The sequence below is a fragment of the Phenylobacterium sp. genome, from assembly GCF_041913825.1.
Taxonomy (GTDB): domain Bacteria; phylum Pseudomonadota; class Alphaproteobacteria; order Caulobacterales; family Caulobacteraceae; genus Phenylobacterium.
The window spans coordinates 101,753-126,364 of record NZ_JAYSEO010000006.1; the positions used below are offsets into that span (position 1 = coordinate 101,753).

The following is a 24,612-nucleotide window of genomic DNA, read 5'->3' on the forward strand; positions in this document are numbered from 1 at the left end:
GGGGAAGACCATGGCGCCCTACCGGCGCGCCGCCGACCTGCCGCAGGTGATCCCGGTGTTCCCGCTGGACGGGGCCCTGCTGCTGCCCGGCGGCGACCTGCCTCTGCAGATTTTCGAGCCCCGGTACCTCAACATGATCGACGACGTCATGGCGGGCGACCGGATCGTCGGCATGATCCAGACGAAGCCGGGCGGCGACCGTACGCGACCGATCCTGGCCGACGTGGGCTGCGCAGGCCGGATCACCAGCTACGCCGAGACCTCCGACGGCCGCTATCTGATCACGCTCACCGGCATCTGCCGGTTCGAGGCCGGCGCGGAGCTGAACCTCAAGACCCCCTACCGCCAAGTCCGCGCGGTCTATGACCGCTTCGAGGCGGATCTTGCCGAGGACGAGGCCACCCAGGCCGAGGAGAGCGCCCGCAAGCGGTTCGCGACCGCCCTCAAGCGTTACCTCAACCGGCGCGAGCTCGACATCGACTGGGAGACTGCGGCGGCCGCGCCGCTGGAAGCCCTGGTCAACAGCCTGTCCATGGGCCTGCCGTTCGACCCTGCCGAGAAGCAGGCGTTGCTGGAGGCCCCCGACCTCTCAGGCCGGTTCGACGCTCTGACCACCCTGCTGGAGATCGACGCCCTCGAGGACGGCGATGACGGCGGGCACTCGGTGCAGTAAAGCCCAGCCATGAGCGAACACGCCGACACCGCCGTGCCCGAGACCCCCGCCGTCGAGGTGGACGTGGACCCGCGCCTGCTGGAGATCCTGGTCTGCCCGGTGACCCACGGGCCGCTGGAGCTGGACCGCGCCCGCGGCGAGCTGGTGAGCCGCGGCGCGAAGCTCGCCTACCCGATCCGAGACGGCGTGCCGATCATGCTGCCGGAAGAGGCCCGTGAGCTGGATCAGTAGGATCTAGAGCGCCTCGCCGCGCAGCAGCCGGGGCAGGTCGCCCACGGCGCCGCCGGCCTGGTGCATGAAGAACCGGCGCGCCGGCCCGATCCGGTTGACCGCCGCCATGCCCGCGCCGCGGGCCAGCCGCACCAGCGGATTGTCGTTGGAGAACAGGTGGACGAAGGCGTCCATCCCGGCGGAGAGGGTGACGGTGTCGAACCGCCGCCAGGCGGCGTAGCGCTCCAGCACCACCTCCGAACCGATGTCCTCGCCCAGTCGGGCGGCCTCGACCAGCACCTCGGCCAGCGCGGCGGCGCCCTTGAGCCCGAGGTTCAGCCCCTGGCCGGCGATCGGGTGCACGCCATGGGCCGCGTCGCCCAGCAGGGCCACGCGAGGCCCGGTGAACCGCTCGGCGAGCTGCAGGCTGAGCGGATAGGTGAAGATCGGCCCCTCCACCTCGGCCTCGCCCAGGTGGTCGCCGAACCGGCGGCGCAGGTGGGCGTGGAAGACCTCCGGACGGGCGGCCTTCAGCGCCGCGGCGCGGCGATCGCTCTCGGTCCAGACGAGGCTCGCCCGGTCGCCGGTGAGCGGCAGGATGGCGAACGGCCCCTCGGGCAGGAAATACTCGTGGGCGACGCCGCGGTGCGGACGCGCCAGGCGGACCGTCGCGACCACCCCCGTCTGTCGATAGTCCCAGCCGATGGTGTTGATCCCCGCCGCCTCGCGGAGCGTCGAGCCCCGGCCCTCGGCGCCCACCGCCAGCGGGGCGGCGATCCGGCGGCCGTCGGCCAGGGTGACGACCGCCTCACGCGGGCCGAACGCCGCCGCCGCCACCCGGGCGGGCGCCAGCACCTCGATCCCGGCCTCGCCGATCGCCGCGGCCAGCGCGGCGCGGGTGTGGCGGTTCTCGAGCAGGTAGCCCAGGGGCTCGCCGTCGGCGCGGTCGGCGATCTCGGCGGCGTCGAAGCGCAGCCAGAACGGCGTCCCGTCGCCCGCCGCCGCGCCGGGCGAGCGGCCGTCGGTCACCAGGATCTGCTCGATGCGCTGGGCGTGCGGGTCCAGGGCCGGCGCGAGGCCAAGCGCCCGCCACTGGCGGTAGGCGGCGAAGGCGATGGCGTGGGCGCGGCCGTCGAAGGTGGGCGCGAGCTGGGCGTCGAACACCACCGGGTCGATCAGCACGGGCTTCAGCCCGGCCCGGTGCAGGGACAGCGCCAGGGTCGCCCCGGCGATGCCCGCGCCTGCGATGATCACGTCGGCGTCGTGCTCGGTCATGTGGCGGATACGCCACGAACGGCCGCCCGCGTCCAGCCGCCGCGGAATCTTGGACGGTCTCGTCCAATCTTCACTTGCGCTTTACACCCCGTGCGCCTAGCTGATCGGCGAACGATGGACTCTCGCGTCCAGATTTCGCTTGCCTGAGGTGTGTGTGTGATGGCGGGGCTGCCGAAGAAGCGTCTGGTTCCTCTCGTGGCGGGCGGCGCGGCCGCCGTGGCGCTGGCCGTGGGCGGCGGGGTGTGGTGGGTCGACAAGCAGAAGTTCGAGTCCACCGACAACGCCTTCGTCCAGGCCGACAAGGTGACCGTGGCGCCCCTGGTGGACGGCTACGTCGCCGAGGTGCTGGTGGACGACAATGAGCCGGTGCAGGCTGGCCAGGTCCTGGTCCGCATCGACCCCGCCACCATCAAGGCCCGCCTCGCCCAGGCGGAAGCCAACGCCGCGCCCCTGCAGGCCGCCGTCGCCCAGGTGGACGACAAGGCCCGGCTCGAGGAGGCGATGATCGCCCAGCGCGCAGCCGGCGTGGAAAGCGCCCGGGCGGAGGCCGGCCTCGCGCAGGCCGAGCTCAACCGCTACGGCCAGCTCGCCCAGCAGGGCTGGGTCTCCACCCAGCGCGCCCAGACCGCCCGCGCGAGCCACCAGCAGGCCGCCGCCGCCGTGGCCCAGGCCCAGGCGACGCTCGAGGCCGAGCGCCGGACCGCCGCCTCCCTGGGCTCGGCTCGCGCCCAGACCCAGGCCCAGGCCGACGCCGCCCGCGCGGCGGTGGAACAGGCCCGCATCGACCTCTCCCGCACCGAGATCCGCGCCCCGGTGGCGGGCGTGGTCGGCGCCCGCGGCGTCCGCATCGGCCAGTACGTGCGCCCTGGCGGCGCCCTGATGAGCGTGGTGCCGCTCGGCGACGCCTATGTGGTCGCCAACTTCAAGGAGACCCAGGTCTCGCGCCTGCGCATCGGCCAGCCGGTGGAGATCCGCGCCGACGCCTTCGGCAAGCAGACCCTCAAGGGTCGGATCGACAGCTTCGCCCCGGCCACGGGCTCCGAGTTCGCCCTGATCCCGGTGGAGAACGCCGTCGGCAACTTCACCAAGATCGCCCAGCGCCTGCCGGTGAAGATCGCCGTCGATCGCAGCCAGCCGCTGGCCGGCGCCCTGCGGCCGGGCCTCTCGGTGGAGGTTAAGGTGGGCGTCACCCAGAACACCGGCCCGAGCTTCGCCGAGGCCGGCGTCATGCCCTCTCAGTTCGCCCGCCGCGGCGCCGCCCAGTAAGGCCCGACGCCCGTGACCGACGCCGCCGCCACCCCTGCTGACGCCCGGGCGCCCGCCGCGCCGGCGCCCAGCCACCTGGGCGCGGACGGCCAGGCGATCGACTGGACCAAGGTCTTCCTCGGCTTCGGCGGGATGGTCATCGGCCAGTTCATGGCCCTTCTGGACATCCAGATCGTCGCCAGCTCGCTGACCCAGATCCAGGCCGGCATCGGCGCCACGGCCGACGAGATCAGCTGGGTTCAGACGATCTACCTGCTGGCAGAAGTCGTGATCATGCCGCTCACGGCCTACCTGACCAAGATGTGGGGGACGCGGTCCTTCTACGTGGTCGCGGTGATCGGCTTCATCCTGACCTCCATCGCCGTGGGCCTGTCGTCCAGCGTCGCGATGATGATCTTCTTCCGCGCGCTGCAGGGGATCTTCGCCGGGGCGATGATCCCGCCGATCTTCGCCACCGCCATGACCGTCTTCCCGCCCGAGCGGCGGCTGACCGCCAACGTCATCGTCGGCCTGATCGTCACCCTGGCGCCCACGGTCGGGCCGACGCTCGGCGGCCACCTCACCGACCAGCTCAGCTGGCGCTGGCTGTTCTTCATCAACGCGCCGGTGGGCCTGCTGGTGGTCTTCCTGGTCGGCCGCTACGCCAACTTCGACAAGGGCGATCCCAGCCTCTCCAAGGGCATCGACTGGTGGGGCCTGGCCCTGATGACCGTCTTCCTGCTCTCCATGCAGTACGTGCTGGAGGAGGGCGCCAGCGAGAACTGGTTCGAGGACGACGTGATCCTGTGGCTGACGGTGACCGCCGCGACCACCGGCGTCGTGTTCATCCGGCGGCAGCTCACCTACTGGCAGCCGATCGTCTCGCTGAAGCCCTTCCTCGACCGCAACTTCTCGCTCGGCATCGTCATGACCTTCGTCACGGGGATCAGCCTGTTCGGCGGCACCTTCCTGATGCCGATCTTCCTCGGGAACATCCGCGGCTTCTCCTCGGCGGAAGTGGGCAACACCATGCTGGTGTCCGGCCTCACCATGTTCCTGTCGGCCCCGCTGGCGGGCCGGATCGTGCGGGCGGTGGACGCCCGGATCGCCATGGTCGGCGGCTTCGCCCTGGCCGCCTGGGGGATCCAGCTCGGCGTCAGGGTCACCGACCAGTGGGGCTTCGCCGAGTTCTTCACCCTGCAGGTCGCCCGCGGCCTGGGCACCATGGTGGCGATGATCGCGGCCCAGCAGATGAGCGTGTCCAGTCTGCCCGTCAGCATGATGAAGGACGCCTCGGGCCTGATTAACCTGATCCGCAACGTCGGCGGCGCCATCGGCCTCGCCCTGCTATCGACCATCCTCAGCCACCAGACGGCGGTGCACTACGCCGACATCGCGGCGGCGGCCAACACCGCCAACCCGGCGACCAGCGGCATGCTCGAGAGCATCACCCAGCTCATGACCGCCAACGGCGTGCCCAACCCCGAGGGCGCGGCCGCCAAGGCGGTCAGCGGGCTGCTGCACAAGCAGGCCTCGGTGCTCAGCTTCGGCGACGCCTTCGCCTTCCTGGCCATGGGCTGCTGGGCGGCCATGGTGCTGGCCTTCTTCGCCAGGCCGGGCAAGTCCATGGCCGGGCCGGGGGGCGGTCACTGATGCCGCGCATCGCCGGACAAATCGACCTCGCCAAGAGCGAGGCCATCCTGGACGCCGCCGTCGAGGTCCTGGGCGAGCGCGGGGTCTCCGCCCCCATGGAGGAGATCGCGCGGCGGGCCTGCGTCTCCAAGCAGACCATCTACAACCACTACGGCTCGAAGGCCGAGCTGGTGCGGGCGCTGTGCGACCGCCGCGTGCACGAGATGACCGCGCCGCTGGAGACGCCCGAGGGCATCGCCGACCCGGCGCAGGCGCTCGCCGCCTTCGGGCGGATCCTGCTGGCGAAGCTGGTCGAGGGGAACCGCAGCCAGGGCTTCTTCAAGGCCGCCATCCTGGGGGCCGAGGAGGCCCCCGAGGTGGCGCGGGCGGTCTACGAGGCCGGCCCGCTGCAGTCGCGCCTGAAGCTCGCCGAGTTCCTCGATCTCGAGACCCGCGCCGGCCGGCTCGCCTGCCCCGACCCGCTGCAGGCGGCCGAGTTCTTCGCCGGCATGGTCATCGGCTCCTACCAGACCGCCGCCCTGCTCGGCGTCGAGCGCGGCCTCGACACCGCCAAGGCCGACCTCATCGCCCGCGAGGCGGCGCGCCGGTTCCTGAGGGCCTACGCGGCGTAGGCCGCCTCGGCCGGAGGATGAGGGATTACTCCTCGTCCTCCGAGAAGCCCATGATGTGGAAGCCGGCGTCCACGTGGACGCACTCGCCGGTGGTCGACTTGCCGAGGTCCGACAGCAGCCACAGCGCCGCGCCGGCCACCCCCTCCATGGAGGTGTCCTCCTTCATGGCGCTGAGCGAGCGGCCCTTGGCCAGCATGCCGCGGCCGCCGGAGATGCCCGCCAGCGAGAGGGTCTTCATGGCCCCTGGCGACAGCGCGTTCACCCGGATGCCCTTCGGCCCGAGGTCGCGGGCGGCGTAGCGAACGGCGGCTTCCAGCGCCGCCTTGGCCACGCCCATTGTGTTGTAGTTCGGGATCGCCCGCTCCGAGCCCATGTAGGTGAGGGTGATGATCGAGCCGCCGGCCTCGGGCATCATCGCCGCCGCGCGCCGCGCGCAGTCCACGAAGCTGAACGCCGAGATGTTCATCGCCCGCAGGAAGCCCTCGCGGGTGGTGTTGTCCACGAACGAGCCCTTCAGCTCGTCCTTGTTGGCGAAGGCGATGGCGTGGACGAAGAAGTCGATCTCGCCGAAGGCGTCCTTCACCGTCTGGAAGGCGGCGTCCATGGCCGCGTCGTCCGTAACGTCCACCGGCGCCAGCACCTTCACGCCGATCTCGTCGGCCAGCGGCTGCACCCGGCGCTCCATGCCCGGCAGGTGGAGGAAGGCGATCTCGGCGCCCTGGGCGGCGAGCTGGCGGGCGATGCCCCAGGCGATGGACTGGTGGTTCGCCACGCCGGTGACGACCCCCTTCTTGCCCTTCATCAGGTCGCCCTTCGGCATCTGATAGTCGTCGGCCACTTGGCGTCTCCCGTCTGGTTCGTGGGCGGTTTGTGGCGGATCAGGCCTTCGGTGTCACCCCCGACCCGGAGGCGACGAGCTGCGCCGGATCATGGCCGAGCGCGCGCACCTTCGCCTCCCAGCGGTCCAGGGCGCGCTCGTAGTAGTCGAAGATGCACGGGTCGCAGCCGCGCTTGCAGCACATCTCGTCGTCCGGCTGCTCGGGCCGGCGCGGGACGCCCGGGGGCAGGCTCACGCCCGGCTCATCACCAGGCAGCCGTTGGTCCCGCCGAAGCCGAAGGAGTTGCTCATCACCGTCTCCAGGTCGCGGTCGATGCGCTGGCGCACGATCGGAAGGCCCTCGAACGCCGGGTCCAGGTTCTCGATGTGCGCGCTCTCGCAGGCGAAGCCGTTGTTGAGCATCAGGAGGCTGTAGATCGCCTCCTGCGCCCCGGCCGCGCCCAGGCTGTGGCCGGTCAGCGACTTGGTGGACGAGATCAGCGGAGCCTTGTCGCCGAACACCTCGCGGACCGCGTCCATCTCCTTGGCGTCGCCCACCGGCGTCGAGGTGCCGTGCGGGTTCAGGTAGTCGATGGTCCGGCCGCCGGCGCCCTTCATGGCCATGCGCATGGCGCGCACCGCGCCCTCGCCCGAGGGGGCGACCATGTCGTAGCCGTCGGAATTGGCCGCATAGCCGACGATCTCGCCATAGATCTTGGCGCCCCGCGCCTTGGCGTGCTCGTACTCCTCCAGCACCACGATGCCGGAGCCGCCGGCGATCACGAAGCCGTCCCGGTCACGGTCGTAGGCGCGGCTGGCCACGGCCGGGGTCTCGTTGAAGTTGGTGCTCATGGCGCCCATGGCGTCGAACATGTTCGACAGGGTCCAGTCGAGCTCCTCCACGCCGCCGGCGAAGACGATGTCCTGGTTGCCGAGCAGGATCTGCTCGTAGCCGTTGCCGATGCAGTGGGCGCTGGTCGCGCAGGCCGACGAGATCGAATAGTTGATGCCGCGGATCTTGAACCAGGTGGCGAGCGTGGCCGAGGGGCCGGAGCTCATGGCCTTCGGCACGGCGAAGGGGCCGATCCGCTTGGGACCCTTGGTGCGGGTGATCTCGGCCGCTTCCACGATCACCCGGGTGGACGGGCCGCCGGAGCCGACCACCAGGCCGGTGCGCTCGTTCGAGATCTCGGACTCCTCGAGGCCGGAGTCGGCGATCGCCTGCTCCATGGCGATGTGGCCGTAGGCCGTGCCCTGGGCGAGGAACCGCGCGGCGCGGCGGTCGACCAGGCTCTCCCAGTCGATCTGCGGCGCGGCCTGGACCTGGCAGCGGAAACCCATCTCCTTGAACTCGGCAGAGGCCGAGATCCCGGACTTGGCCTCGCGCAGCGACGCCAGAACCTCGTTGGTGTTGTTGCCGATGGACGAGACGATGCCCATCCCGGTGACGACGACGCGACGCATTCTTCCTTCCCCGTTTCCGCCGCGGATCTACGCCCGCTGGTAGAGGCCGACGCGCAGGTCCTGCGCGGTGTAGATGGGCTTTCCGTCGGCTTCGAGCACCCCGTCGCCGATCCCCATGACGAGGCGGCGGTTGATCACGCGCTTCATCTGGATCTTGTAGGTGACGAGCTTGATGTCGGGGGTGACCTCGCCGGCGAACTTCACCTCGCCGCAGCCCAGCGCCCGGCCGCGGCCCTTGCCGCCGATCCAGCCCAGGTAGAAGCCCACGAGCTGCCAGAGCGCGTCCAGCCCCAGGCTGCCCGGCATCACCGGGTCGCCGAGGAAGTGGCAGTCGAAGAACCAGAGGCTCGGATTGATGTCGAACTCGGCCTCGATATAGCCCAGGCCGTGTTCGCCGCCGTTGTCGTCGATGTGGATGATGCGGTCGAACAGCAGCATCGGCGGCGCCGGAAGCTGCGCGTTGCCCGGCCCGAACATCTCGCCGCGCGCGCAGGCCAGCAGCTCCTCGTGGCTATAGTGGTCCTTGGCCTTGACGCTCATCTTGTGATCCGTGGCTTTGCGAAGGGGTCAGGCCGTAGCAGAGCCCGCCGGGGCGCTCAACGGCCGAGAACGGCGGCGGGGTCCGCCTAGCGGCACTGCGGGGCCGCCGCGGTCCCCCAGACCTCGGCCTCCCGGACCCAGCCGGTGGCGCGCCCGGCCTTGACCTTGCACCAGCCGTCCTCGCACCGCACGAGCGAGGCGAGCGAGCGGGCGTTGAGGTAGGCCACCGCCTTGGCGCCCGGCTTGGGGCTGCGCTGGATGGCCAGCGGCCGGGGCCGGGGATTCATCAGGCTGCGCCGGCCATCCGTCGTGCGCTTGTGCACCCAGGCAAGGCCGCCGTCCGGGTCGCAGATCCTGCGCCACTCGCTGGTCTCGGCCACCACCTGCACCGGCAGGCCGCGTGCGCGGTAGACCCACAGCAGCCGGTGGTCGTCGCCGGGGCCCTTGCGGGCGTTCACCTCGGAGAACTTCAGCGTCACCCAGCGGGGCACCGGCAGGCCGGATGGGGTCGGTCGGTCGGCCGCCTGCGCGCTTCCGCCTGCCGCGCAGGCGAGGACCAGCGCCAGCGCGGCCCATTTCGGCGCCTGTCGCCCAGCCCCTAGCATTCGCACCGCCTCGCCTTGGCCGCCCATGGACCCTTTGCTACAGGTCTTCGTCAACGAGGCGCCGAAGGCGGCGCATCAGGAAACGTCCCCTTTTCAGTTCGCACATGCCCGCCCGCAAGCCGAAAGTCATCGTCACGCGCAAACTTCCGGACTCGGTCGAGACCCGGATGCGGGAGCTGTTCGACACCGAACTGAACCTGACCGATCAGCCGATGACGCGCGAGGCGCTGATCGACGCAGTGAGCCGCGCCGACGTGCTCGCGCCGACCATCACGGACCGCATCGACGCCGCCGTGCTGGAGAGGGCGGGCGAGAGGCTGAAGCTGATCGCCAACTTCGGCGCTGGCGTGGATCACATCGACGTGGCGGCGGCCAACGCCCGCGGCGTCACGGTGACGAACACGCCGGGCGTGCTCACCGAGGACACCGCCGACCTGACGATGGCGCTGATGATGTCGGTGTCGCGGCGGATCGTGGAGGGCGCCAACATCGTCCAGGCGGGCGAGTTTTCCGGGTGGACCCCCACCTGGATGATGGGCCGGCGGGTGAACGGCAAACGGCTGGGGATCATCGGCATGGGCCGGATCGGCACGGCGGTCGCCCGCCGGGCGCGCGCCTTCGGCATGCAGATCCACTACCACAACCGCAAGCCGGTGAGCCCGCGGATCGCCGAGGAGCTGGAGGCCACCTACTGGGAGAGCCTCGACCAGATGCTGGCCCGGATGGACATCATCTCGGTCCATTCGCCGCACACCCCGGCCACCTACCACCTGCTGTCCGCGAGGCGGCTGAAGCTGCTGCAGCCGCACGCCATCGTCATCAACACCGCCCGCGGCGAGATCATCGACGAGGACGCGCTCGCCGACCTCCTGAAGAGCCGGGCCATCGCCGGCGCCGGTCTCGACGTGTTCGAGCACGAGCCGACGGTGAACCCCAAGCTGCTCGGCCTGCCGAACGCGGTCCTCCTGCCGCACCTGGGCTCGGCCACCGTCGAGGCCCGGGTCGAAATGGGCGAGAAGGTGATCATCAACATCAAGACCTGGATGGACGGCCACCGCCCGCCCGACCGGGTGCTGCCCCAGATGCTGTAGTCCTAGTTCCTCCCCCAGGGGGGGAAACTAGGACGAAGCGCACACCGGACACTCCGGGTCGGCCGCCACCCGCACGGTCCGCGTCTCGCCGGCCAGGCCGTCGTAGATCGACAGCCGGCCGACCAGCGGCTCGCCGGCCCCGGTGATCAGCTTCACCGCCTCGAGCGCCATCATCGAGCCGATCACTCCGGCCAGCGCGCCCACCACGCCCACGGCGACGCAGGTCTCGGCGTCCGGCGGGATCTCCGGCACCAGGCAGCGGTAGCAGGGGCGGCCGCGGAAAACCCCCACCTGGCCGGTCCAGCGGCCGATGGCCCCGGTCACCAGCGGCTTGCCGTGGCGGACGCACGCGGCGTTGACGCAGAAGCGGGTGGCGAAGTCGTCGGTGCCGTCCAGCACCAGGTCGACCCCGGAGACCAGCTCGTCGGCGCTGCCCTCGTCGAACGCACCGTTGTAGCCGGCGACGAAGACGTGCGGGTTGAGCGCGTGCAGCCGGTCGGCGGCCGCCTCCGTCTTCGGCAGGCCCACGTCCTCGTCGGTGTAGATCACCTGCCGCTGCAGGTTCGAGACGTCCACCGTGTCAGGGTCGGCCAGGATGATCGAGCCCACGCCGGCGGCGGCCAGGTAGAGCGAGGCCGGCGATCCCAGGCCGCCGGCGCCCACGATCAGGCAGCTCGCCCCCTTCAACCGCTGCTGGCCGGGGCCGCCCACCTCGCGCAGCACGAGATGGCGCGCGTAGCGCTCGACCTCTTCGTCGGTGAAGCTCATCCCGCTTGACCTCGCCCCGCCCGCTGGCCACATCGCAGGCCATGTCGACCCATACAGCGCCGTTTCCCGATTGGCACGGCACCACCATCCTCGCCGTGCGCAAGGGCGGCAAGACGGTCATCGCCGGCGACGGCCAGGTCTCCATGGGCCAGACGGTGGTCAAGGGCACCGCGCGCAAGGTGCGCCGCTTGGCTGGCGGGCGGGTGATCGCGGGCTTCGCCGGCTCCACCGCCGACGCCTTCACTCTCATCGAGCGGCTCGAGGCCAAGCTCGAGCAGTACCCCGAGCAACTCGCCCGCGCCTGCGTGGACCTCGCCAAGGACTGGCGGACCGACCGCTACCTGCGCAAGCTCGAAGCCATGCTGCTGGTGGCCGACAAGGACAGCATCTTCACCGTCACCGGCGTCGGCGACGTGCTGGAGCCGGAGCATGGCGTGGCCGCCATCGGTTCGGGCGGCAACTTCGCGCTCGCCGCGGGCCGTGCCCTGATGGACACCGACCTCGACGCCGAGCAGGTGGCCCGCAAGGCCATGGCCATCGCCGCCGAGATCTGCGTCTACACCAACGGGAGCCTGACGGTTGAAGCGCTCTAGCCTGGCGCTCGCCGCCACCCTGCTCCTCGCCGCCCCGGCCCCCGCCCAGCCGAAGGTCGATCCCGCCCCGGTGGTCGCCGCCGAGCGGGCCTTCGCCGCGGACGGCCTGGCGCTCGGCGTCCGCGACAGCTTCCTGAAGCACTCCGCGCCCGAGGGTATCGTGCTCGCGCCCGACCCGACCCTGGCCAAGGCGGCCTTCGCCGCGCCGCAGCCGAAGGGCCCCGACCTCGTGTGGTGGCCCCTGTGGGCGGGCATCGCCCAGTCCGGCGACCTGGGCTTCACCACCGGGCCCTACACCTTCGCGGGCAAGCCCGGGGCCTGGTACTTCACGGTCTGGGCGAAACAGCCGGACGGCTCCTGGAAGTGGCTGTTCGACGGGGGCCCGCCCAGCGACACCACCGGCGCCGCGCCGAAGGACTCGCCCGTCGCCTACGCGCGGATGTCGGCGCGCCGCGCCGGGTCGCCGTCCCAGGCCATGACCGAGGTCTCCCGGGCGGAGACGGCGCTCGCCGCCGCGGCCCGCAAGGACGTGAAGGGCGCCTATCTCGCCCACATCGCCACGGACGCCCGGGTGGTCGGCTCCAAGGCGAGGCCGCCTGCGGACCGCGCCGGGATCGAGTCCGAGCTCGAGACCCGGCCGCAGACCATCCTGTTCTCGCCCCTGGGCGGCCAGGCCTCGTCGGCCGGCGACCTCGCCTGGACCTACGGGAACGCGGCCTGGACCAGCCGGGACGGCCAGGCCGGCCGCGGCCACTACGTGCGCATCTGGCGCTACGACTCCGAAGGCTGGCGGCTGCTCTACGACCAGCTCCTGGTCGCGCCGCCGCCGAAGGCGTCGTAACCGCCCCTCCCCTTCCCTATCTGTTGGCGGACATGACCGAATTCTCTCCCCGCGAGATCGTATCCGAGCTCGACCGCTACATCGTGGGCCATCCCGAGGCGAAGCGCGCCGTGGCCGTGGCGCTGCGCAACCGCTGGCGCCGGAAGCGGGTGCCCGACGACCTGCGCGACGAGGTCACGCCCAAGAACATCCTGATGATCGGCCCCACCGGCGTCGGGAAGACCGAGATCGCGCGCCGGCTGGCCAAGCTCGCCCAGGCGCCGTTCCTCAAGGTCGAGGCCACCAAGTTCACCGAGGTGGGCTACGTCGGTCGCGACGTGGACCAGATCGTCCGCGACCTCGTGGAGAGCGCCATCCAGATGGTCCGCGATAAGCGCCGCGCCGGCGTCCGCGCCCGGGCCGAGGCCGCCGCCGAGGAGCGGATCCTCGACGCCCTCACAGGCCCGGGCTCCACCGCCGCTCGGGACGCCTTCCGGCGGAAGCTCCGCGCCGGGGAGCTGGACGACAAGGAGGTCGAGCTGCAGGTGGCCGACACCGGGCCGCAGCTCCCGATGATGGACGTGCCCGGCCAGCCCGGCGGCTCCATGGGCATGCTCAACATCGGCGACATCTTCGGCAAGGCGTTCGGCGGCCGCACCAAGACCCACAAGACCACCGTCGCCGGCGCCTGGGCCCCGCTGATCGCCGAGGAGAGCGACAAGCTGCTCGACCAGGAGGCCCTCACCCAGGAGGCGCTGGAGCTGGCCGAGAACCAGGGAATCGTCTTCCTGGACGAGATCGACAAGGTCGCCTCCCGGGCCGAGCGCCAGGGCGCCGACGTCTCCCGCGAGGGCGTGCAGCGCGACCTGCTGCCCCTCATCGAGGGCACCACCGTCTCCACCAAGTACGGACCGGTGAAGACCGACCACATCCTGTTCATCGCCTCGGGCGCCTTCCACGTGGCCAAGCCCTCCGACCTGCTGCCCGAGCTGCAGGGCCGGCTGCCGATCCGCGTGGAGCTGAAGCCGCTGACCCGCGAGGACTTCCGCCGCATCCTCACCGAGCCGGAGGCCAACCTGATCCGCCAACAGCAGGCGCTGCTGGCGACTGAAGGCGTCACCCTGGCCTTCACCCAGGACGCCATCGACGCCCTGGCCGACGCCGCGGTGACGGTGAACGGCGCGGTGGAGAACATCGGCGCGCGCCGGCTGCAGACCGTGCTCGAGAAGGTGCTGGAGGAGGTCTCCTTCGCCGCCGCCGACAAGACCGGCGAGACGGTCACCGTCGACGCGGCCTACGTCACCGGCCGGATCGGCGAGCTGTCGCACAACGCCGACCTCTCGCGGTTCATCCTTTAGGCCATGTGCGGGATCTGCGTCTCCCGCCGGAGCCTGCTGGCGCTGGGCGCCGCCGCGGCGCTGGCCGGCTGTTCGCAGAACGCCGAGACCGGCCGCCGCCAGCTCGCCTTCGTCTCCGACGAACAACTGGCCGGCATGGCCGACCAGGCCTGGGCCCAGGTCACCGCCCAGTTCCGCCCCGTCCGCGATCCGGCCTACCACCAGCGCCTGGCCCGGATCGGCCGGCCCCTGGCGCAGGCCTCGGGCCGCGACCTCGCCTGGGAGTTCGTGGTCCTCGACAGCCCCGAGTTCAACGCCTTCGTGCTGCCGAACGGCAAGGTCGGTTTCTTCCGCGGCCTGTTCGACTTCGCCCGCTCGGACGACGAGATCGGATCGGTGCTCGGCCACGAGGTCGGCCACATCGTCGCCCGCCACCCAGCCGAGCGGGTCAGCCAGGAGCTGGCGGTCCAGGCTGGCGTCACCCTCGCCCAGGTGCTGCTCTCCAATGGCGAGGACGGCGGCCAGTACGCCGGCGAGATCGCCGCCGCGCTCGGCATGGGGGCGATGTACGGGGTGATCCTGCCCTACTCCCGCAAGCACGAGCTGGAGGCCGACCGCGTCGGCGTCGAACTGATGCGCGAGGCCGGCCAGGACCCGCGCGCCGCCGTCAGCTTCTGGGAGCGCATGATCGCCCGCTCCGCTGACCAGCCGAAGCCGCCGGAAGCCCTCTCCACCCACCCGGCCGACGCGCGGCGCCTGACCGAGCTGCGGGCGGTGGTCTCGGCCTAGATCCGCTCGGCGCGGGCTTCCCAGATGGCGCGTTCCAGCGCCTGGGCGAACTCGGCGCGCTCGCGGGGGCTGAGCGCCGTGGCCACCGGCAGCTCGCGGCCGGAGAGCGACAGCTTCAGCTCCAGGGCCCGGTCCTCCTCCTTTTCCACCCAGACGCGGGTGAAGGCGGTCGGGCTCTCCCAGACCACCACCGACTGCTTGGGCGTCTCGCGCACCACCCGCACCTCGCGGGCGGTGACCTGCACCCGCTCGACGTTCTTCACCGCCTGGAAGCTGACCAGGAAGGCGATCACCACCGCCAGCAGGTCCACGCCGAGGAAGATCGGCACAAGGGTCGCGCCGAGCGCGATGAACACCGCCGCCGACGCCACGTTCGCCAGGGTGACGATGGAGATGAGCACGATGAAGCCCCGCTCGGACAGCGAGCGGTGCGGCGTGATCACGGCGTCCATGTAGAGCGGGCGGGCCATGGCGAGGCCGCAAGATACGCCCGGAAACCGCCTTGGCGAAGAGGCAGGCGCAGGCCATCTTCCCGGCCCCATGGCCCGGCCCGCGAAAGTCCCGAAGAAACCTCGCCTCACGCCTGCCGAACAGGCGCGGATCGCGGAGATCTTCCACCGCTTCGAGAGCCTTGAGAGCGATCCCCGCACCGAGCTCGACTACCGCGACGCCTATACCCTGGTGGTCGCCGTGGCGCTGTCGGCCCAGGCCACCGACGTCTCGGTGAACAAGGCCACCGCGAAGCTGTTCGAGGTCGCCGACACGCCGGAGAAGATGCTGGCGCTGGGCGAGGAGGGGCTGAAGCCGTTCATCTCCTCCATCGGGCTCTACAACACCAAGGCCAAGAACGTCATCGCCATGGCCCGCATCCTCGTCGACCAGTACGGCGGCGAGGCGCCGCTGGAGCGGGAGAAGCTCCAGGCCCTGCCCGGCGTCGGCCGCAAGACCGCCTCCGTGGTGCTGAACGAGCTCGGGGTCGAGCCGGCGATCGCCGTCGACACCCACGTGTTCCGCGTCTCGCACCGGCTGGGCCTCGCCACCGGCAAGACGCCGGACGCCGTGGAGCTGGAGCTGATGGGCAAGATCCCCGGGCCCCTGCTCACCCGCGCCCATCACTGGCTGATCCTGCACGGCCGCTACACCTGCGTGGCGCGCCGTCCGAAGTGCGAAGAGTGCCCGGTGGCCGACCTCTGCCCGAGCCGGCATCTGTTCGTCGGCATGTAACAGAACGTCAGTTGTCGGAGCTACCGACACTCGCTTAGGTTGGGTTCGCACAACCGGAAGGGACGGTTCTCACCATGGCGACCTACACGCTCCAGGGCGGTGTCAATATCGACGCCCTGCAAGTCGGCAGCATCCTCGGCATGAACATCGACGAGGCGACGGCCCTGCGGCTGGCGCTCTCGCTGGGCGTGGAGCGGGTGGTGCTCAGCGGCGAAGGCTTCACCTACGACGCCAACCAGCAGATCACCGGCGGCACGATCACCGGGCTGAACTGGACCATGGCGGGCGGTCGCAGCGTCGAGCTGGCGGGCGCCTCGCTGCCGGTGCCGCAGATGCTGCAGTGGTTCTTCACCAACAACACCCAGGCCGCGCTCGGCGCCGCCCTCTCGGGCGACGACCAGGGGATCGGCTCCTCGGGCTCCGACGTGCTGCGCGGCTTCGCCGGCGCCGACACCCTGTCCGGCGGGGCGGCGTTCGACGACCTCAACGGCAATACGGGCGACGACCTGGTCATGGGCGGCGACGGCGACGACTGGGTGCTGGGCGGCAAGGACAACGACCGGCTGTTCGGCGAGAACGGCGGCGACTTCGTTCACGGCAACCTCGGCCTCGACACCCTGACCGGCGGCCAGGGCGGCGACACGATGCGCGGCGGCCAGGGCGACGACCGCCTCGACGGCGGCGACGGCGACGACTGGCTGTCGGGCGATCGGGGCTCGGACGTGGTCGTCGGCGGCACCGGCGCGGACGTGTTCCATGCTTCGGGCGACGCGGGCCTGGACACCGTCACCGACTTCAACGCGCTCGAGGGCGACCGCGTGCAGATCGACGGCGGCGCCCAGTACGCCGCCAGCCAGCAGGGCGCGGACATCTGGATCGATATTTCGGGCGGCGCCCGCCTCGTGCTGCAGAACGTTCAGCTCGCCACCCTGCCGCAGAGCTGGATCTTCACGCTTTGAGCGGGCGTCGCCGCCGGCGGGCTCCAAGGCCGGGCGGCGACCGGTAGCGCGGAGAGGCGATTTCGGCTAAGCGGCGGCTCTCTGCCGACGGAAAGCCCATAGATGCCAGACCTCTACGACGTCGCCGCCATCGGCAACGCCATCGTCGACGTGATCGGCCCCGTGCCGGAGGCCTTCCTCGCCGAGAACGGTCTGGACAAGGGCGCCATGATGCTGGTCGACCAGCAGCGCTCGCAGCAGCTCTATGCGCGGATGACCCCGGAGATCCAGGCGTCGGGCGGCTCGGCGGCCAACACCATCGCCGGCCTCGCCTCCTTCGGCGGCAAGGGCGCCTTCATGGGCAAGGTGGCCGACGACGAGCTCGGCCGGCTGTTCGCGGACGACATGCGGGCCGTGGGCGCCCGCTTCGAGAACGCGCCCCTGTCCGGCGGCCCGGCCACGGCGGTCTCGATGATCAACGTCACCCCCGACGGCCAGCGCACCATGTGCACCTTCCTGGGCGCCTCGGTGGAGTTCACCGACGCGGACGTGGAGAAGGACACCGTCGAGGCGGCGAAGATCGTCTACCTCGAAGGCTACCTGTTCGACGCCGAGGCCGCCCGCCGCGCCTTCGCCAAGGCCGCCGCCCTGGCCCACGGGGCCGGCCGGATGATCGCCCTCACCCTCTCCGACAGCTTCGTGGTCGAGCGGCACCGCGGCGCGCTGATGGGCTTCATCGAGGGTCAGGTGGACCTGCTGTTCGCCAACGAGGCCGAGCTCACCTCCCTCTTTCAGACCGACAGCTTCGACCAGGCGCTGGAGGCGCTCCGCCCCCACGTGAAGCTCGCCGCCGTCACCCGCTCGGAGAAGGGCTCGGTGATCCTCTCCCAGGGCGAGAAGCTGACGGTGGCGGCCGAGCCTGTGGAAAAAGTCGTGGACACGACCGGCGCGGGCGACCAATACGCGGCCGGGTTCATGTTCGGCCTGGCGCGGGGGCGTCCGCTGCAGCAGTGCGGCAAGCTGGCCTCGCTCGCCGCCGCCGAGGTGATCTCGCACTACGGCCCCCGGCCGCAGGTCCGGCTCGCGGACCTCGCCGCCTCGAAGGGATACTGAACGCCATGAGCCGCGTCGGCGAAGTGGTCCGCGACACCAAGGAGACCCAGATCCGCGTGCGCGTGGACCTGGACGGGACCGGTGCGTCGCAGATCACCACCGGCATCGGCTTCTTCGACCACATGCTCGAGAGCTTCGCCCGTCACGGCGGCATCGACGTGGAGATCGTCACCAAGGGCGACCTGCACATCGACATGCACCACACCGTCGAGGACACCGGCATCGTGCTCGGCCAGGCGATCAAGCAGGCGCTGGACGGCTTCAAGGGCATCCGCCGCTTCGGCCACGCCTACGTCCCCATGGACGAGACGCTGACCCGCTGCGCCATCGACCTGTCGAACCGGCCGTACCTGATCTGGAAGTCGAGCTTCCGGACGCCGAAGATCGGCGACTTCGACACCGAGCTGTTCAAGGAATTCCACCACGCCTTCGCCATGAACGTGGGCGCCTGCGTGCACCTCGAGACGCTCTACGGCGACAACTCGCACCACATCGCCGAAAGCGGCTTCAAGGCGCTCGCCCGCGCGCTGCGCCAGGCCGTCGAGCTGGACCCCAAGACCCACGGCCACGCCCCCTCCACCAAGGGCGTCCTGTAGGAGGAGCGGCCAGGAAGGGTGGGAACCGCTTTTCCGTCCGGCTGTCCGACATTAGAGGATATTCCCCCATGCAGCGTGTCGCCCTGATCGACTACGGGTCGGGCAACCTGCGTTCGGCCGAAAAGGCTCTCGTCCGCGCCGCGGACGGTCGGCACGAGATCGTGGTCACCCACGATCCGGAGATCGTCGCGGCCGCCGACCGGGTGGTGCTGCCCGGCGTCGGCGCCTTCGCCGCTTGCATGGACGCGCTCTCCGCCCGCTCGGGTCTCATCGAGGCGATGAACGAGGCCGTCCGCACCCGCGGCGCACCGTTCCTCGGCGTCTGCGTCGGCATGCAGCTCATGGCCTCGCGCGGCCTGGAGTTCGGCGTCACCGAAGGGTTGGGCTGGATTCCCGGCGAGGTCCGCCGCCTGGAGCCGAACGATCCCGCGGCCAAGGTGCCGCACATGGGCTGGAACGCGTTGCTGGACGTCTCCGACAACCCGGTGGTCGCCGACCTGAAGGACGGCCGCGCCGTCTACTTCACCCACTCCTTCGCCATCTGGCCGGAGGATCTCGCCGACGTCGCCGCCTGGGTCGACCATGGCGGCCGGTTCCCGGCCGCGGTGGCGCGCGGCAACATGGCCGGCGTACAGTTCCACCCCGAGAAGTCGCAAGGCGCGGGGCTCAACCTCATGGCCAACTTCCTGGAGTGGCGCCCGTGATCCTCTATCCCGCCATCGACCTGAAGGACGGCCAGTGCGTGCGCGTGCTGCACGGCGACCTGTCCACGGCCACGGTCTTCAACAACAGCCCCGCCGACCAGGCCCGCGCCTGGGCCGACGGCGGCTTCCACTGGATCCACGTGGTCGACCTGAACGGCGCCGTCTCCGGCCGGGCCGTCAACGAGGCTGCGGTGGAGCAGATCCTCTCGGCCGTGTCGATCCCGGTCCAGCTCGGCGGCGGCATCCGCACCCTGGCGGATATCGAACGCTGGATCGAGGCCGGCGTCAGCCGCGTGATCCTGGGCACGGTCGCCGTCACCGAGCCGGAGATCGTCCGCCAGGCGGCCCGGGCGTGGCCCGAGCAGATCGCCGTCAGCGTCGACGTGCGCGCCGGCAAGGTCGCCACCCAGGGCTGGACCGAGAGCTCCGATCTCGACGCTGTCACGGTCGCAAAGCGCTTCGAGGACGTGGGCGTCTCGGCTCTCATCGTCACCGACATCGACCGGGACGGCACGGTGATGGGCTTCAACGTCGACGCCTTCGGCGCGATCGCCGACGCGGTGGCCATCCCGGTGATCGCCGCCGGCGGGCTGGCCAGCGTGGACGACATCGTCAAGCTGAAGGCCCGCGCCGGCACGCCGATCCACGGCGCCGTCCTCGGCCGCGCCCTCTACAACGGCGCCATCACGCCCGCCGAAGCGCTGAAGGTCGCCGCCTGATGCTCAATGTGCGCGTCATCCCCTGCCTGGACGTGAAGGACGGGCGCGTGGTGAAGGGCGTGCAGTTCGTCTCCCTGCGCGACGCCGGCGATCCGGTCGAACAGGCCCGCGCCTACGACGCCGCCGGGGCCGACGAGCTGATGTTCCTCGACATCACCGCGAGCCACGAGAACCGCGGGACCATCTTCGATGTCGTCGCCCGCACAGCCGAGGTCTGCTTCATGCCGCTCTCGGTCGGCGGCGGCATCCGCCAGGTGGAGGACGCCCGGCGCCTGCTGCTGGCCGGGGCCGACAAGATCAGCATCAACACCGCCGCCGTGAAGGACCGGACGCTCGTCTCCGGGTGCGCCGACGCCTTCGGCAGCCAGGCCACCGTCGTGGCCATCGACGCCAAGAAGGTCGGCGACCGCTGGCGGGTGTTCATCTACGGCGGCCGCGAGGACACCGGCCTCGACGTCGTCGACTACGCTGCCGACGTGGTGAAGCACGGGGCCGGCGAGATCCTGTTGACCTCCATGGACCGCGACGGCGCCAAGACCGGCTACGACCTCGAGCTTCTGAAGGCGGTCACCTCGGCGGTGCACGTGCCGGTGATCGCCTCGGGCGGCGCGGGCAACGCCCAGCACATGGTGGACGCTGTGAAGATCGGCGGGGCCGACGCGGTGCTTGCCGCCTCGATCTTCCACTTCGGCGAGGTCTCCGTCGCCGAGGTGAAGCGCGCCATGGCCGCCGAGGGCCTCCCGGTCCGGATCACGGAGGCCGCCGCATGAGCCGCTTCGCCGACGTCATCGACCGCTTGGCCGCCACGATCGAAGCCCGCCGCGACGCCGACGCCTCGGGCTCCTACACCGCCCAGCTCCTCGCCGACCGCGTCCGCGCCGCCAAGAAGCTCGGCGAAGAGGCCGTCGAGACGGTGATCGCCGCCACCCAGGCCGACGAGACCGCGCTCGCCGCCGAGAGCGCCGACCTGATCTACCACTGGCTGGTGGTCCTCGCGGCCGCCGGCGTCAGCCTCGACGAGGTCGCCGCCAAGCTCGAGGCGCGCGAAGGCACATCCGGCCTCGCCGAAAAGGCCTCCCGGTCCTAGTCCCTCGCTCACCGGGGGTGGCGCGAAGCGCCGGAGGGGGTCCGCTCGGACCGCGGACCCTACCCCCTCGGCGGTCTGCGCCGACATCTCACCGCTGGGGGCAATGGGTCGCAAGTCGCCCGCCTTGAATCCGCCGCCGCGCCGGTCGATCTCGCCGGCCCCATGAAGACCATTCTCCCCGTTCTCGCCGCGCTCCTCCTGGCCCTGCCCGCCGCGGCGCAGATGCACAGGGCGACAGAGGCGCCTGCCCCGTCGGCCGTGCTGGCCAGGGCGTCGTCCGAGGCGCAGGCCCTGTTCGAGCAAACGCCCGACGGCGTCGTTCACAAGCTGAGCCGCTTCCGTTGCCCGAGCAAGCCGAAGGCCGCCGGCGTAGTCCTGAGCGGCGTCGCGGCCGGACCCTTCGCCGGAAGTCCCGCCTCCGACGCCGCCTACTGCGAGTATTCCGACCAGGAAGGCGTCGTCGCCCGGGTGGCGTTCTCCCGCGACGACCCGAAGACGCCGGTTCTGGAGAAGGCATTCTGTCGCGATATCCCTAAGCGCCTCGACCTCTCCTGGGGGATCAGCGGCCTTCCCGGCTCGCGAAGCTTCAGCGCGCCCGCGCAGGCGAGCGCCACGCCCACGCTCAAGGTGCGCGGCGAGGACCGGCCTCTCTGGATCTGCGGCTGGGTCCGCGCGCCGTTCAACCAGCCCGTGATCGTCTCGAACGTGGCGGGACTGCGGAGCGCGGACGGCTGGGCGGTCCGAGCCGTCCACACGCCGCGGCCGCCGCCCTGCTGTAACAGCTACAGGGAAGCGGTTCCGCTGGGCTTCTACCTGATGCCCATCATGCTCGTGGACGAGGTGGCGGCGGAATCCTAGCCCCTAGCTTCGCGGCTTCCGCTTCAGCGCGACGTAGAGCGCGCCGGCCCCGCCGTGGTGGCGGGCGGCTTCCGAGATGCCGGCGACCATGTGCGCCAGGTGCGGGGCGGCCAGCCACTCGGGGGTGCGGCGCCGGAGCACGCCGTCGCCCTGCACGCCCTTGCCGGTGATCACCAGCACCGCCCTGTAGCCCTCGTCCCACGCGCGCTGCAGGAAGGACTCCAGCGCCGGCCGCGCCCGGTCCTGGTCCAGACCGTGCAGGTCGAGGCGGGCGCCGATCGGCTCTCGCTCCTTGGCGATGCGGTGCTTGCGGCGCGGCTCAATGGGATCGCGGCCTTCCCCCTTCGGCCGCGTCGGTGCCTTGGGGGTCAGGTCGCCCACCGGGATGCGGGCAGGCACCTCGGTCGCCTTCAGCTCGGCGGGCGGCTTCGGCGCGCCCCGGCCGGGAAGCGGGTGGACGGTGCCGGCCACCAAGCCCCAGACCCGGAGCTCGTCGGGCCGGAGCGGGCGCTTCACGGCCGGCGCTCCCGCGGGATCAGCCGGTACATCCGAAGGGTGTGGCGCACCCGGCCGGCTTCCGCTCCCGCCTCAGGCCCGAGGCCGAGGTACAGGTCCGCGCGAACCTCGCCCTTGATCGCCCCTCCGGTGTCCAGCGCCGTGACCAGCCGCCGGTAGCTCGGGAAGGCGCCCCTCAGCACCGGCGCCTCGGCGGTGATCCAGTGCAGCTCCCCGTGGCCGTGGTGCGCGAGGTCGACGGCGATGGCGCGCCCGGGCGGCAGCGGGATGCCCGCCGAGCCCACCGGCTGCTTCCCGTCGTCGGGCGCGAGCCGGAAGAAGGCGTACCGCGGGTTGAGCCGCATGATCTCGTCGGCGGCGGGGCCGCGGTTGTCGGCCAGCCACCGACGGATCGCCTCGCCCGAGGTGTTGTCGCGCGCCAGCAGGCCCCGGTCGCGCATGGGATTGGCCACGCCGACGAACGGCAGGCCGTTGTTGGCGGCGTAGAGCGCCTTCATCCGCCGGCCGTCCTCGAAGGTCAGCACGCCGGATCCCTGGATCTGCAGGAAGAACAGGTCCTCGGGCCGCATCCAGGCGATGGCGTCGTCGGCCGGCCGCGCCTCGATCTCGTCGCGCGGCGCGTAGGCCTGGCCGTTCACCAGGTCCGCGGGCTTCGGCCGCACGGGCGCCGAGAACACCGCGTCCGGCGCGCGCCGCGCCTCGTACTCGGGCGCAAAATAGGCGGTGAGCACCCCCTCCCCCGGGGTCTCCAGGGCCTGGAACTCGGCCTCGAAGAACCGGCGGGCCTCCTGGGCCGACAGCGGCGAGGCCGCGCGGGCGGCGCGGCAGGCCCGGGCCATGCCGGCGTCCTTGGCCGCATGGCAGGTGGCGCGGAAGGCGGCAAAGGCCTCGGCGTGGTTGTCCCCGGTCCAGCCGGGCAGTTGCGAGACCTCGATCACCCGCAGCGGCGGCGCCGCGGGCTCAGGCCGGCCAGGCGGCGGAAACGGCGGGACCCCCGGCTGCGGTCCGGGGGCGTATCTGGGCGTGGCGCAGGCGGCGACGGTGAGGGCCAGCAGGAGGGCCCCGGCGGCTCGCAGCGTCATGGGGGTCACGCCTCGGCGGCGTCGACGTGGACCAGCGTCCAGTTGGGATCGCGGCTTTTCAGGTTGCGCTCGAAGGTCCAGAGCTCCGCAGTGCGTCGGTCGTCCACCGCCTCGCCCTCAGGGCCCTTGGTGCGGCTCCGGAACTCGGCCAGGAAGCGGACGGTGAGCCGCGCCAGGTCGCTGCCGCCCACCACGTCGGCCTTCTCCAGGTCGGCGCGGGGCGCGTGCAGGAACTCCACCGTCTCGGTGCGGCCCTCGGCTTCGCGGGCGGCGATGGCCGTGTCGAAGCTCGCCATCACCTGCGGGGCGAGAAGGTTGCGCAGGGTGGCGCGGTCGCCGGCGGCGAAGGCCTTCACCGTCATCTCGTAGGCGCCCTTCGCCCCGTTCAGGAAGCGGGCGACGTCGAAGCTCGGATCCTTGGCCTTCACGGCGGCAAGGCCGGTCAGCGCGACGCCGTCCTCGACGGGCTCGACCGGCCGTTCGGGGGCCCGGACCGCCGGACGGGCGGCGTCGGCCTGGGCGTTGTCCTCCGGCTGGCGGCCGACGCGCCGGCCCAGCACCGAGTAGAGCTGGTAGAGCACGATGGCGGCGAGACCCGCGAAGATGATGAGCTCGAGGACTTGCAAGGCGGCCTTCTGTCGTTCCGGTCGGGCTTCACCGGTCAATATAGGACGAGGGAACGCCCCCGTCAGGGGCGCCGTTGCATCCCCGCAGGGCGCGTGATAGCCGCTCGGCCCGAATGACGCGACACCCGTCCGCGTCCCACCACGGATTTACGCCGAAACCATGACCGATATCGACGCCGGCGCAGGCGCGCCCGAGCAGGCTCCCGAAGGCCCGGGCATCCGCATCCTCGCCCAGTTCGTCCGCGACTTCTCGTTCGAGAACCCGCGCGCGCCTGAGACCCTGCGCGGCGGCGCGGCCCAGCCGCAGATCGATCTCGGTGTCGAGATGAACGCCCGCGGCCGCGAGGACGGTCTGTTCGAGGTGGACCTGAAGCTCTCCGCCCGCGCCACCCGCGAGGACGGCCCGCTGTTCGTGGTCGAGCTGCTCTACGGCGGCGTGTTCCAGATCGCCGGCGTGCCGGCCGAGGAGCTGGAGCCGGTGCTGCTCATCGAGTGCCCGCGCTTCCTGTTCCCGTTCGCCCGGCGGATCATCGCCGACGTCACCTCGGAAGGCGGCTACCCGCCCTTCCTGCTCGACCCGATCGACTTCGCAGGCGTCTACGCCGCCCGCAAGGCGCAGGGCGACCAGCAGGTCGGCCACGCGTAACGCACTCTGGTC

31 protein-coding genes are annotated in these 24,612 nt (G+C 71.4%); 20 read left to right on the plus strand and 11 right to left on the minus strand.

Annotated elements, in window-relative coordinates; translation table 11 throughout:
- Positions 1–10: 10 nt before the first annotated feature.
- Entirely contained in the window at positions 11–673 is a 663-nt protein-coding gene (locus ACE3Q8_RS06390; protein WP_374469418.1) for an LON peptidase substrate-binding domain-containing protein, read from the plus strand.
- A 9-nt stretch (positions 674–682) separates the two neighbouring features.
- Positions 683–904: a Trm112 family protein gene (locus ACE3Q8_RS06395; RefSeq protein ID WP_374469419.1), complete on the plus strand. Its 222-nt coding sequence runs from the start codon at positions 683–685 to the stop codon at positions 902–904.
- A 3-nt stretch (positions 905–907) separates the two neighbouring features.
- Here the strand turns inward: ACE3Q8_RS06395 and ACE3Q8_RS06400 are convergent, their stop codons facing one another.
- Positions 908–2,158 (minus strand): UbiH/UbiF/VisC/COQ6 family ubiquinone biosynthesis hydroxylase, encoded by a 1,251-nt coding sequence (locus tag ACE3Q8_RS06400; RefSeq protein WP_374469420.1) that lies wholly within the window; start codon positions 2,156–2,158, stop codon positions 908–910.
- Positions 2,159–2,317: 159 nt separating this feature from the next.
- Here ACE3Q8_RS06400 and ACE3Q8_RS06405 point away from each other — a divergent pair, with 159 nt between their 5' ends.
- The 3 genes from ACE3Q8_RS06405 to ACE3Q8_RS06415 are packed head-to-tail and all read left to right on the plus strand — an operon-like array spanning position 2,318 to position 5,667.
- Positions 2,318–3,424 (plus strand): HlyD family secretion protein, encoded by a 1,107-nt coding sequence (locus ACE3Q8_RS06405; RefSeq protein WP_374469421.1) that lies wholly within the window; start codon positions 2,318–2,320, stop codon positions 3,422–3,424.
- A 12-nt stretch (positions 3,425–3,436) separates the two neighbouring features.
- Entirely contained in the window at positions 3,437–5,056 is a 1,620-nt protein-coding gene (locus tag ACE3Q8_RS06410) for a DHA2 family efflux MFS transporter permease subunit (protein ID WP_374469422.1), read from the plus strand.
- A complete protein-coding gene (locus tag ACE3Q8_RS06415) occupies positions 5,056–5,667 on the plus strand; it encodes a TetR/AcrR family transcriptional regulator (protein WP_374469423.1) in 612 nt (203 codons plus the stop codon). The genes ACE3Q8_RS06410 and ACE3Q8_RS06415 overlap by 1 nt, the downstream gene beginning before the upstream one ends.
- 25 nt (positions 5,668–5,692) lie before the next feature.
- On the opposite strand, the gene ACE3Q8_RS06420 is transcribed toward ACE3Q8_RS06415, so the two are convergent.
- From ACE3Q8_RS06420 to ACE3Q8_RS06440, 5 genes are all read right to left on the minus strand, one after another.
- A complete protein-coding gene (locus ACE3Q8_RS06420; protein WP_374469424.1) occupies positions 5,693–6,505 on the minus strand; it encodes an enoyl-ACP reductase in 813 nt (270 codons plus the stop codon).
- Positions 6,506–6,545: 40 nt separating this feature from the next.
- Positions 6,546–6,740, minus strand: a complete 195-nt coding sequence (locus ACE3Q8_RS06425) for an oxidoreductase-like domain-containing protein (RefSeq protein ID WP_374469425.1) — start codon at positions 6,738–6,740, stop codon at positions 6,546–6,548.
- A complete protein-coding gene (gene fabB, locus ACE3Q8_RS06430; RefSeq protein WP_374469426.1) occupies positions 6,737–7,948 on the minus strand; it encodes a beta-ketoacyl-ACP synthase I in 1,212 nt (403 codons plus the stop codon). Before fabB ends, ACE3Q8_RS06425 begins: the two co-directional genes overlap by 4 nt.
- Before the next feature lie 27 nt (positions 7,949–7,975).
- The gene (gene fabA, locus ACE3Q8_RS06435; RefSeq protein ID WP_374469427.1) at positions 7,976–8,488 is read right to left on the minus strand and encodes a 3-hydroxyacyl-[acyl-carrier-protein] dehydratase FabA; all 513 of its coding nucleotides are present in this window, start codon (positions 8,486–8,488) and stop codon (positions 7,976–7,978) included.
- Between the two features lie 86 nt (positions 8,489–8,574).
- Entirely contained in the window at positions 8,575–9,120 is a 546-nt protein-coding gene (locus ACE3Q8_RS06440) for an SH3 domain-containing protein (protein WP_374469428.1), read from the minus strand.
- A 77-nt stretch (positions 9,121–9,197) separates the two neighbouring features.
- Here ACE3Q8_RS06440 and ACE3Q8_RS06445 point away from each other — a divergent pair, with 77 nt between their 5' ends.
- Positions 9,198–10,184: a 2-hydroxyacid dehydrogenase gene (locus tag ACE3Q8_RS06445; protein ID WP_374469429.1), complete on the plus strand. Its 987-nt coding sequence runs from the start codon at positions 9,198–9,200 to the stop codon at positions 10,182–10,184.
- 27 nt (positions 10,185–10,211) lie between these two features.
- Here ACE3Q8_RS06445 and ACE3Q8_RS06450 read toward each other — a convergent pair whose 3' ends face one another.
- Positions 10,212–10,952 (minus strand): ThiF family adenylyltransferase, encoded by a 741-nt coding sequence (locus ACE3Q8_RS06450; protein WP_374469430.1) that lies wholly within the window; start codon positions 10,950–10,952, stop codon positions 10,212–10,214.
- Positions 10,953–10,993: 41 nt separating this feature from the next.
- On the opposite strand from ACE3Q8_RS06450, the gene hslV reads away from it, so the two are divergent.
- The 4 genes from hslV to ACE3Q8_RS06470 are packed head-to-tail and all read left to right on the plus strand — an operon-like array spanning position 10,994 to position 14,491.
- Positions 10,994–11,545: an ATP-dependent protease subunit HslV gene (gene hslV, locus ACE3Q8_RS06455; RefSeq protein ID WP_374469431.1), complete on the plus strand. Its 552-nt coding sequence runs from the start codon at positions 10,994–10,996 to the stop codon at positions 11,543–11,545.
- Positions 11,532–12,386, plus strand: a complete 855-nt coding sequence (locus tag ACE3Q8_RS06460; RefSeq protein ID WP_374469432.1) for a DUF4440 domain-containing protein — start codon at positions 11,532–11,534, stop codon at positions 12,384–12,386. Before hslV ends, ACE3Q8_RS06460 begins: the two co-directional genes overlap by 14 nt.
- 32 nt (positions 12,387–12,418) lie before the next feature.
- The gene (gene hslU / locus ACE3Q8_RS06465; protein WP_374469433.1) at positions 12,419–13,723 is read left to right on the plus strand and encodes an ATP-dependent protease ATPase subunit HslU; all 1,305 of its coding nucleotides are present in this window, start codon (positions 12,419–12,421) and stop codon (positions 13,721–13,723) included.
- A 3-nt stretch (positions 13,724–13,726) separates the two neighbouring features.
- Positions 13,727–14,491, plus strand: a complete 765-nt coding sequence (locus tag ACE3Q8_RS06470) for a M48 family metallopeptidase (RefSeq protein ID WP_374469434.1) — start codon at positions 13,727–13,729, stop codon at positions 14,489–14,491.
- Here the strand turns inward: ACE3Q8_RS06470 and ACE3Q8_RS06475 are convergent.
- Positions 14,488–14,961 (minus strand): DUF2244 domain-containing protein, encoded by a 474-nt coding sequence (locus ACE3Q8_RS06475; protein ID WP_374469435.1) that lies wholly within the window; start codon positions 14,959–14,961, stop codon positions 14,488–14,490. The genes ACE3Q8_RS06470 and ACE3Q8_RS06475 overlap by 4 nt on opposite strands.
- 70 nt (positions 14,962–15,031) lie before the next feature.
- On the opposite strand from ACE3Q8_RS06475, the gene nth reads away from it, so the two are divergent.
- From nth to ACE3Q8_RS06520, 9 genes are all read left to right on the plus strand, one after another.
- Positions 15,032–15,715 carry an endonuclease III gene (gene nth / locus ACE3Q8_RS06480; protein ID WP_374469436.1) on the plus strand — a complete coding sequence of 228 codons (684 nt, stop codon included), beginning with the start codon at positions 15,032–15,034 and terminating at the stop codon, positions 15,713–15,715.
- Positions 15,716–15,789: 74 nt separating this feature from the next.
- Complete coding sequence (locus ACE3Q8_RS06485) at positions 15,790–16,674, plus strand: calcium-binding protein (protein WP_374469437.1); 885 nt, start codon at positions 15,790–15,792, stop codon at positions 16,672–16,674.
- A 102-nt stretch (positions 16,675–16,776) separates the two neighbouring features.
- A complete protein-coding gene (locus ACE3Q8_RS06490; RefSeq protein ID WP_374469438.1) occupies positions 16,777–17,766 on the plus strand; it encodes an adenosine kinase in 990 nt (329 codons plus the stop codon).
- Between the two features lie 5 nt (positions 17,767–17,771).
- Positions 17,772–18,362: an imidazoleglycerol-phosphate dehydratase HisB gene (gene hisB / locus ACE3Q8_RS06495; protein WP_374469439.1), complete on the plus strand. Its 591-nt coding sequence runs from the start codon at positions 17,772–17,774 to the stop codon at positions 18,360–18,362.
- 68 nt (positions 18,363–18,430) lie between these two features.
- Positions 18,431–19,066: an imidazole glycerol phosphate synthase subunit HisH gene (gene hisH / locus ACE3Q8_RS06500; protein WP_374469440.1), complete on the plus strand. Its 636-nt coding sequence runs from the start codon at positions 18,431–18,433 to the stop codon at positions 19,064–19,066.
- Positions 19,063–19,785: a 1-(5-phosphoribosyl)-5-[(5-phosphoribosylamino)methylideneamino]imidazole-4-carboxamide isomerase gene (gene hisA, locus ACE3Q8_RS06505; protein ID WP_374469441.1), complete on the plus strand. Its 723-nt coding sequence runs from the start codon at positions 19,063–19,065 to the stop codon at positions 19,783–19,785. The genes hisH and hisA overlap by 4 nt, the downstream gene beginning before the upstream one ends.
- A complete protein-coding gene (gene hisF / locus ACE3Q8_RS06510) occupies positions 19,785–20,555 on the plus strand; it encodes an imidazole glycerol phosphate synthase subunit HisF (RefSeq protein WP_374469442.1) in 771 nt (256 codons plus the stop codon). The genes hisA and hisF overlap by 1 nt, the downstream gene beginning before the upstream one ends.
- Entirely contained in the window at positions 20,552–20,872 is a 321-nt protein-coding gene (locus ACE3Q8_RS06515; RefSeq protein ID WP_374469443.1) for a phosphoribosyl-ATP diphosphatase, read from the plus strand. The genes hisF and ACE3Q8_RS06515 overlap by 4 nt, the downstream gene beginning before the upstream one ends.
- 162 nt (positions 20,873–21,034) lie before the next feature.
- Positions 21,035–21,730: a hypothetical protein gene (locus ACE3Q8_RS06520; protein WP_374469444.1), complete on the plus strand. Its 696-nt coding sequence runs from the start codon at positions 21,035–21,037 to the stop codon at positions 21,728–21,730.
- Between the two features lie 3 nt (positions 21,731–21,733).
- On the opposite strand, the gene ACE3Q8_RS06525 is transcribed toward ACE3Q8_RS06520, so the two are convergent.
- The 3 genes from ACE3Q8_RS06525 to timA are packed head-to-tail and all read right to left on the minus strand — an operon-like array spanning position 21,734 to position 23,954.
- Positions 21,734–22,246 carry a Smr/MutS family protein gene (locus ACE3Q8_RS06525; RefSeq protein ID WP_374469445.1) on the minus strand — a complete coding sequence of 171 codons (513 nt, stop codon included), beginning with the start codon at positions 22,244–22,246 and terminating at the stop codon, positions 21,734–21,736.
- The gene (locus tag ACE3Q8_RS06530; protein ID WP_374469446.1) at positions 22,243–23,328 is read right to left on the minus strand and encodes an MltA domain-containing protein; all 1,086 of its coding nucleotides are present in this window, start codon (positions 23,326–23,328) and stop codon (positions 22,243–22,245) included. Before ACE3Q8_RS06530 ends, ACE3Q8_RS06525 begins: the two co-directional genes overlap by 4 nt.
- Positions 23,329–23,333: 5 nt before the next feature.
- Positions 23,334–23,954 carry a TIM44-related membrane protein TimA gene (gene timA, locus ACE3Q8_RS06535; RefSeq protein ID WP_374469447.1) on the minus strand — a complete coding sequence of 207 codons (621 nt, stop codon included), beginning with the start codon at positions 23,952–23,954 and terminating at the stop codon, positions 23,334–23,336.
- A gap of 160 nt (positions 23,955–24,114) precedes the next feature.
- Here timA and secB point away from each other — a divergent pair, with 160 nt between their 5' ends.
- On the plus strand, positions 24,115–24,600 hold the full coding sequence (secB, locus tag ACE3Q8_RS06540) for a protein-export chaperone SecB (protein ID WP_374469448.1): 486 nt from the start codon (positions 24,115–24,117) through the stop codon (positions 24,598–24,600).
- The last annotated feature ends 12 nt before the right edge of the window (positions 24,601–24,612 follow it).

Coding starts and splice junctions, on each gene's coding strand:
- hisF (WP_374469442.1), top strand. CDS start 19,785: ATGCTCAATGTGCGCGTCATCCCCTGCCTGGACGTGAAGGACGGGCGC.
- ACE3Q8_RS06395 (WP_374469419.1), top strand. CDS start 683: ATGAGCGAACACGCCGACACCGCCGTGCCCGAGACCCCCGCCGTCGAG.
- ACE3Q8_RS06515 (WP_374469443.1), top strand. CDS start 20,552: ATGAGCCGCTTCGCCGACGTCATCGACCGCTTGGCCGCCACGATCGAA.
- hisH (WP_374469440.1), top strand. CDS start 18,431: ATGCAGCGTGTCGCCCTGATCGACTACGGGTCGGGCAACCTGCGTTCG.
- hslV (WP_374469431.1), top strand. CDS start 10,994: ATGTCGACCCATACAGCGCCGTTTCCCGATTGGCACGGCACCACCATC.
- ACE3Q8_RS06400 (WP_374469420.1), bottom strand. CDS start 2,158: ATGACCGAGCACGACGCCGACGTGATCATCGCAGGCGCGGGCATCGCC.
- ACE3Q8_RS06405 (WP_374469421.1), top strand. CDS start 2,318: ATGGCGGGGCTGCCGAAGAAGCGTCTGGTTCCTCTCGTGGCGGGCGGC.
- fabB (WP_374469426.1), bottom strand. CDS start 7,948: ATGCGTCGCGTCGTCGTCACCGGGATGGGCATCGTCTCGTCCATCGGC.
- ACE3Q8_RS06485 (WP_374469437.1), top strand. CDS start 15,790: ATGGCGACCTACACGCTCCAGGGCGGTGTCAATATCGACGCCCTGCAA.
- hisB (WP_374469439.1), top strand. CDS start 17,772: ATGAGCCGCGTCGGCGAAGTGGTCCGCGACACCAAGGAGACCCAGATC.
- ACE3Q8_RS06440 (WP_374469428.1), bottom strand. CDS start 9,120: ATGGGCGGCCAAGGCGAGGCGGTGCGAATGCTAGGGGCTGGGCGACAG.
- hslU (WP_374469433.1), top strand. CDS start 12,419: ATGACCGAATTCTCTCCCCGCGAGATCGTATCCGAGCTCGACCGCTAC.
- ACE3Q8_RS06470 (WP_374469434.1), top strand. CDS start 13,727: ATGTGCGGGATCTGCGTCTCCCGCCGGAGCCTGCTGGCGCTGGGCGCC.
- secB (WP_374469448.1), top strand. CDS start 24,115: ATGACCGATATCGACGCCGGCGCAGGCGCGCCCGAGCAGGCTCCCGAA.
- ACE3Q8_RS06520 (WP_374469444.1), top strand. CDS start 21,035: ATGAAGACCATTCTCCCCGTTCTCGCCGCGCTCCTCCTGGCCCTGCCC.
- ACE3Q8_RS06475 (WP_374469435.1), bottom strand. CDS start 14,961: ATGGCCCGCCCGCTCTACATGGACGCCGTGATCACGCCGCACCGCTCG.
- ACE3Q8_RS06450 (WP_374469430.1), bottom strand. CDS start 10,952: ATGAGCTTCACCGACGAAGAGGTCGAGCGCTACGCGCGCCATCTCGTG.
- ACE3Q8_RS06390 (WP_374469418.1), top strand. CDS start 11: ATGGCGCCCTACCGGCGCGCCGCCGACCTGCCGCAGGTGATCCCGGTG.
- ACE3Q8_RS06490 (WP_374469438.1), top strand. CDS start 16,777: ATGCCAGACCTCTACGACGTCGCCGCCATCGGCAACGCCATCGTCGAC.
- ACE3Q8_RS06445 (WP_374469429.1), top strand. CDS start 9,198: ATGCCCGCCCGCAAGCCGAAAGTCATCGTCACGCGCAAACTTCCGGAC.
- ACE3Q8_RS06530 (WP_374469446.1), bottom strand. CDS start 23,328: ATGACGCTGCGAGCCGCCGGGGCCCTCCTGCTGGCCCTCACCGTCGCC.
- nth (WP_374469436.1), top strand. CDS start 15,032: ATGGCCCGGCCCGCGAAAGTCCCGAAGAAACCTCGCCTCACGCCTGCC.
- fabA (WP_374469427.1), bottom strand. CDS start 8,488: ATGAGCGTCAAGGCCAAGGACCACTATAGCCACGAGGAGCTGCTGGCC.
- ACE3Q8_RS06415 (WP_374469423.1), top strand. CDS start 5,056: ATGCCGCGCATCGCCGGACAAATCGACCTCGCCAAGAGCGAGGCCATC.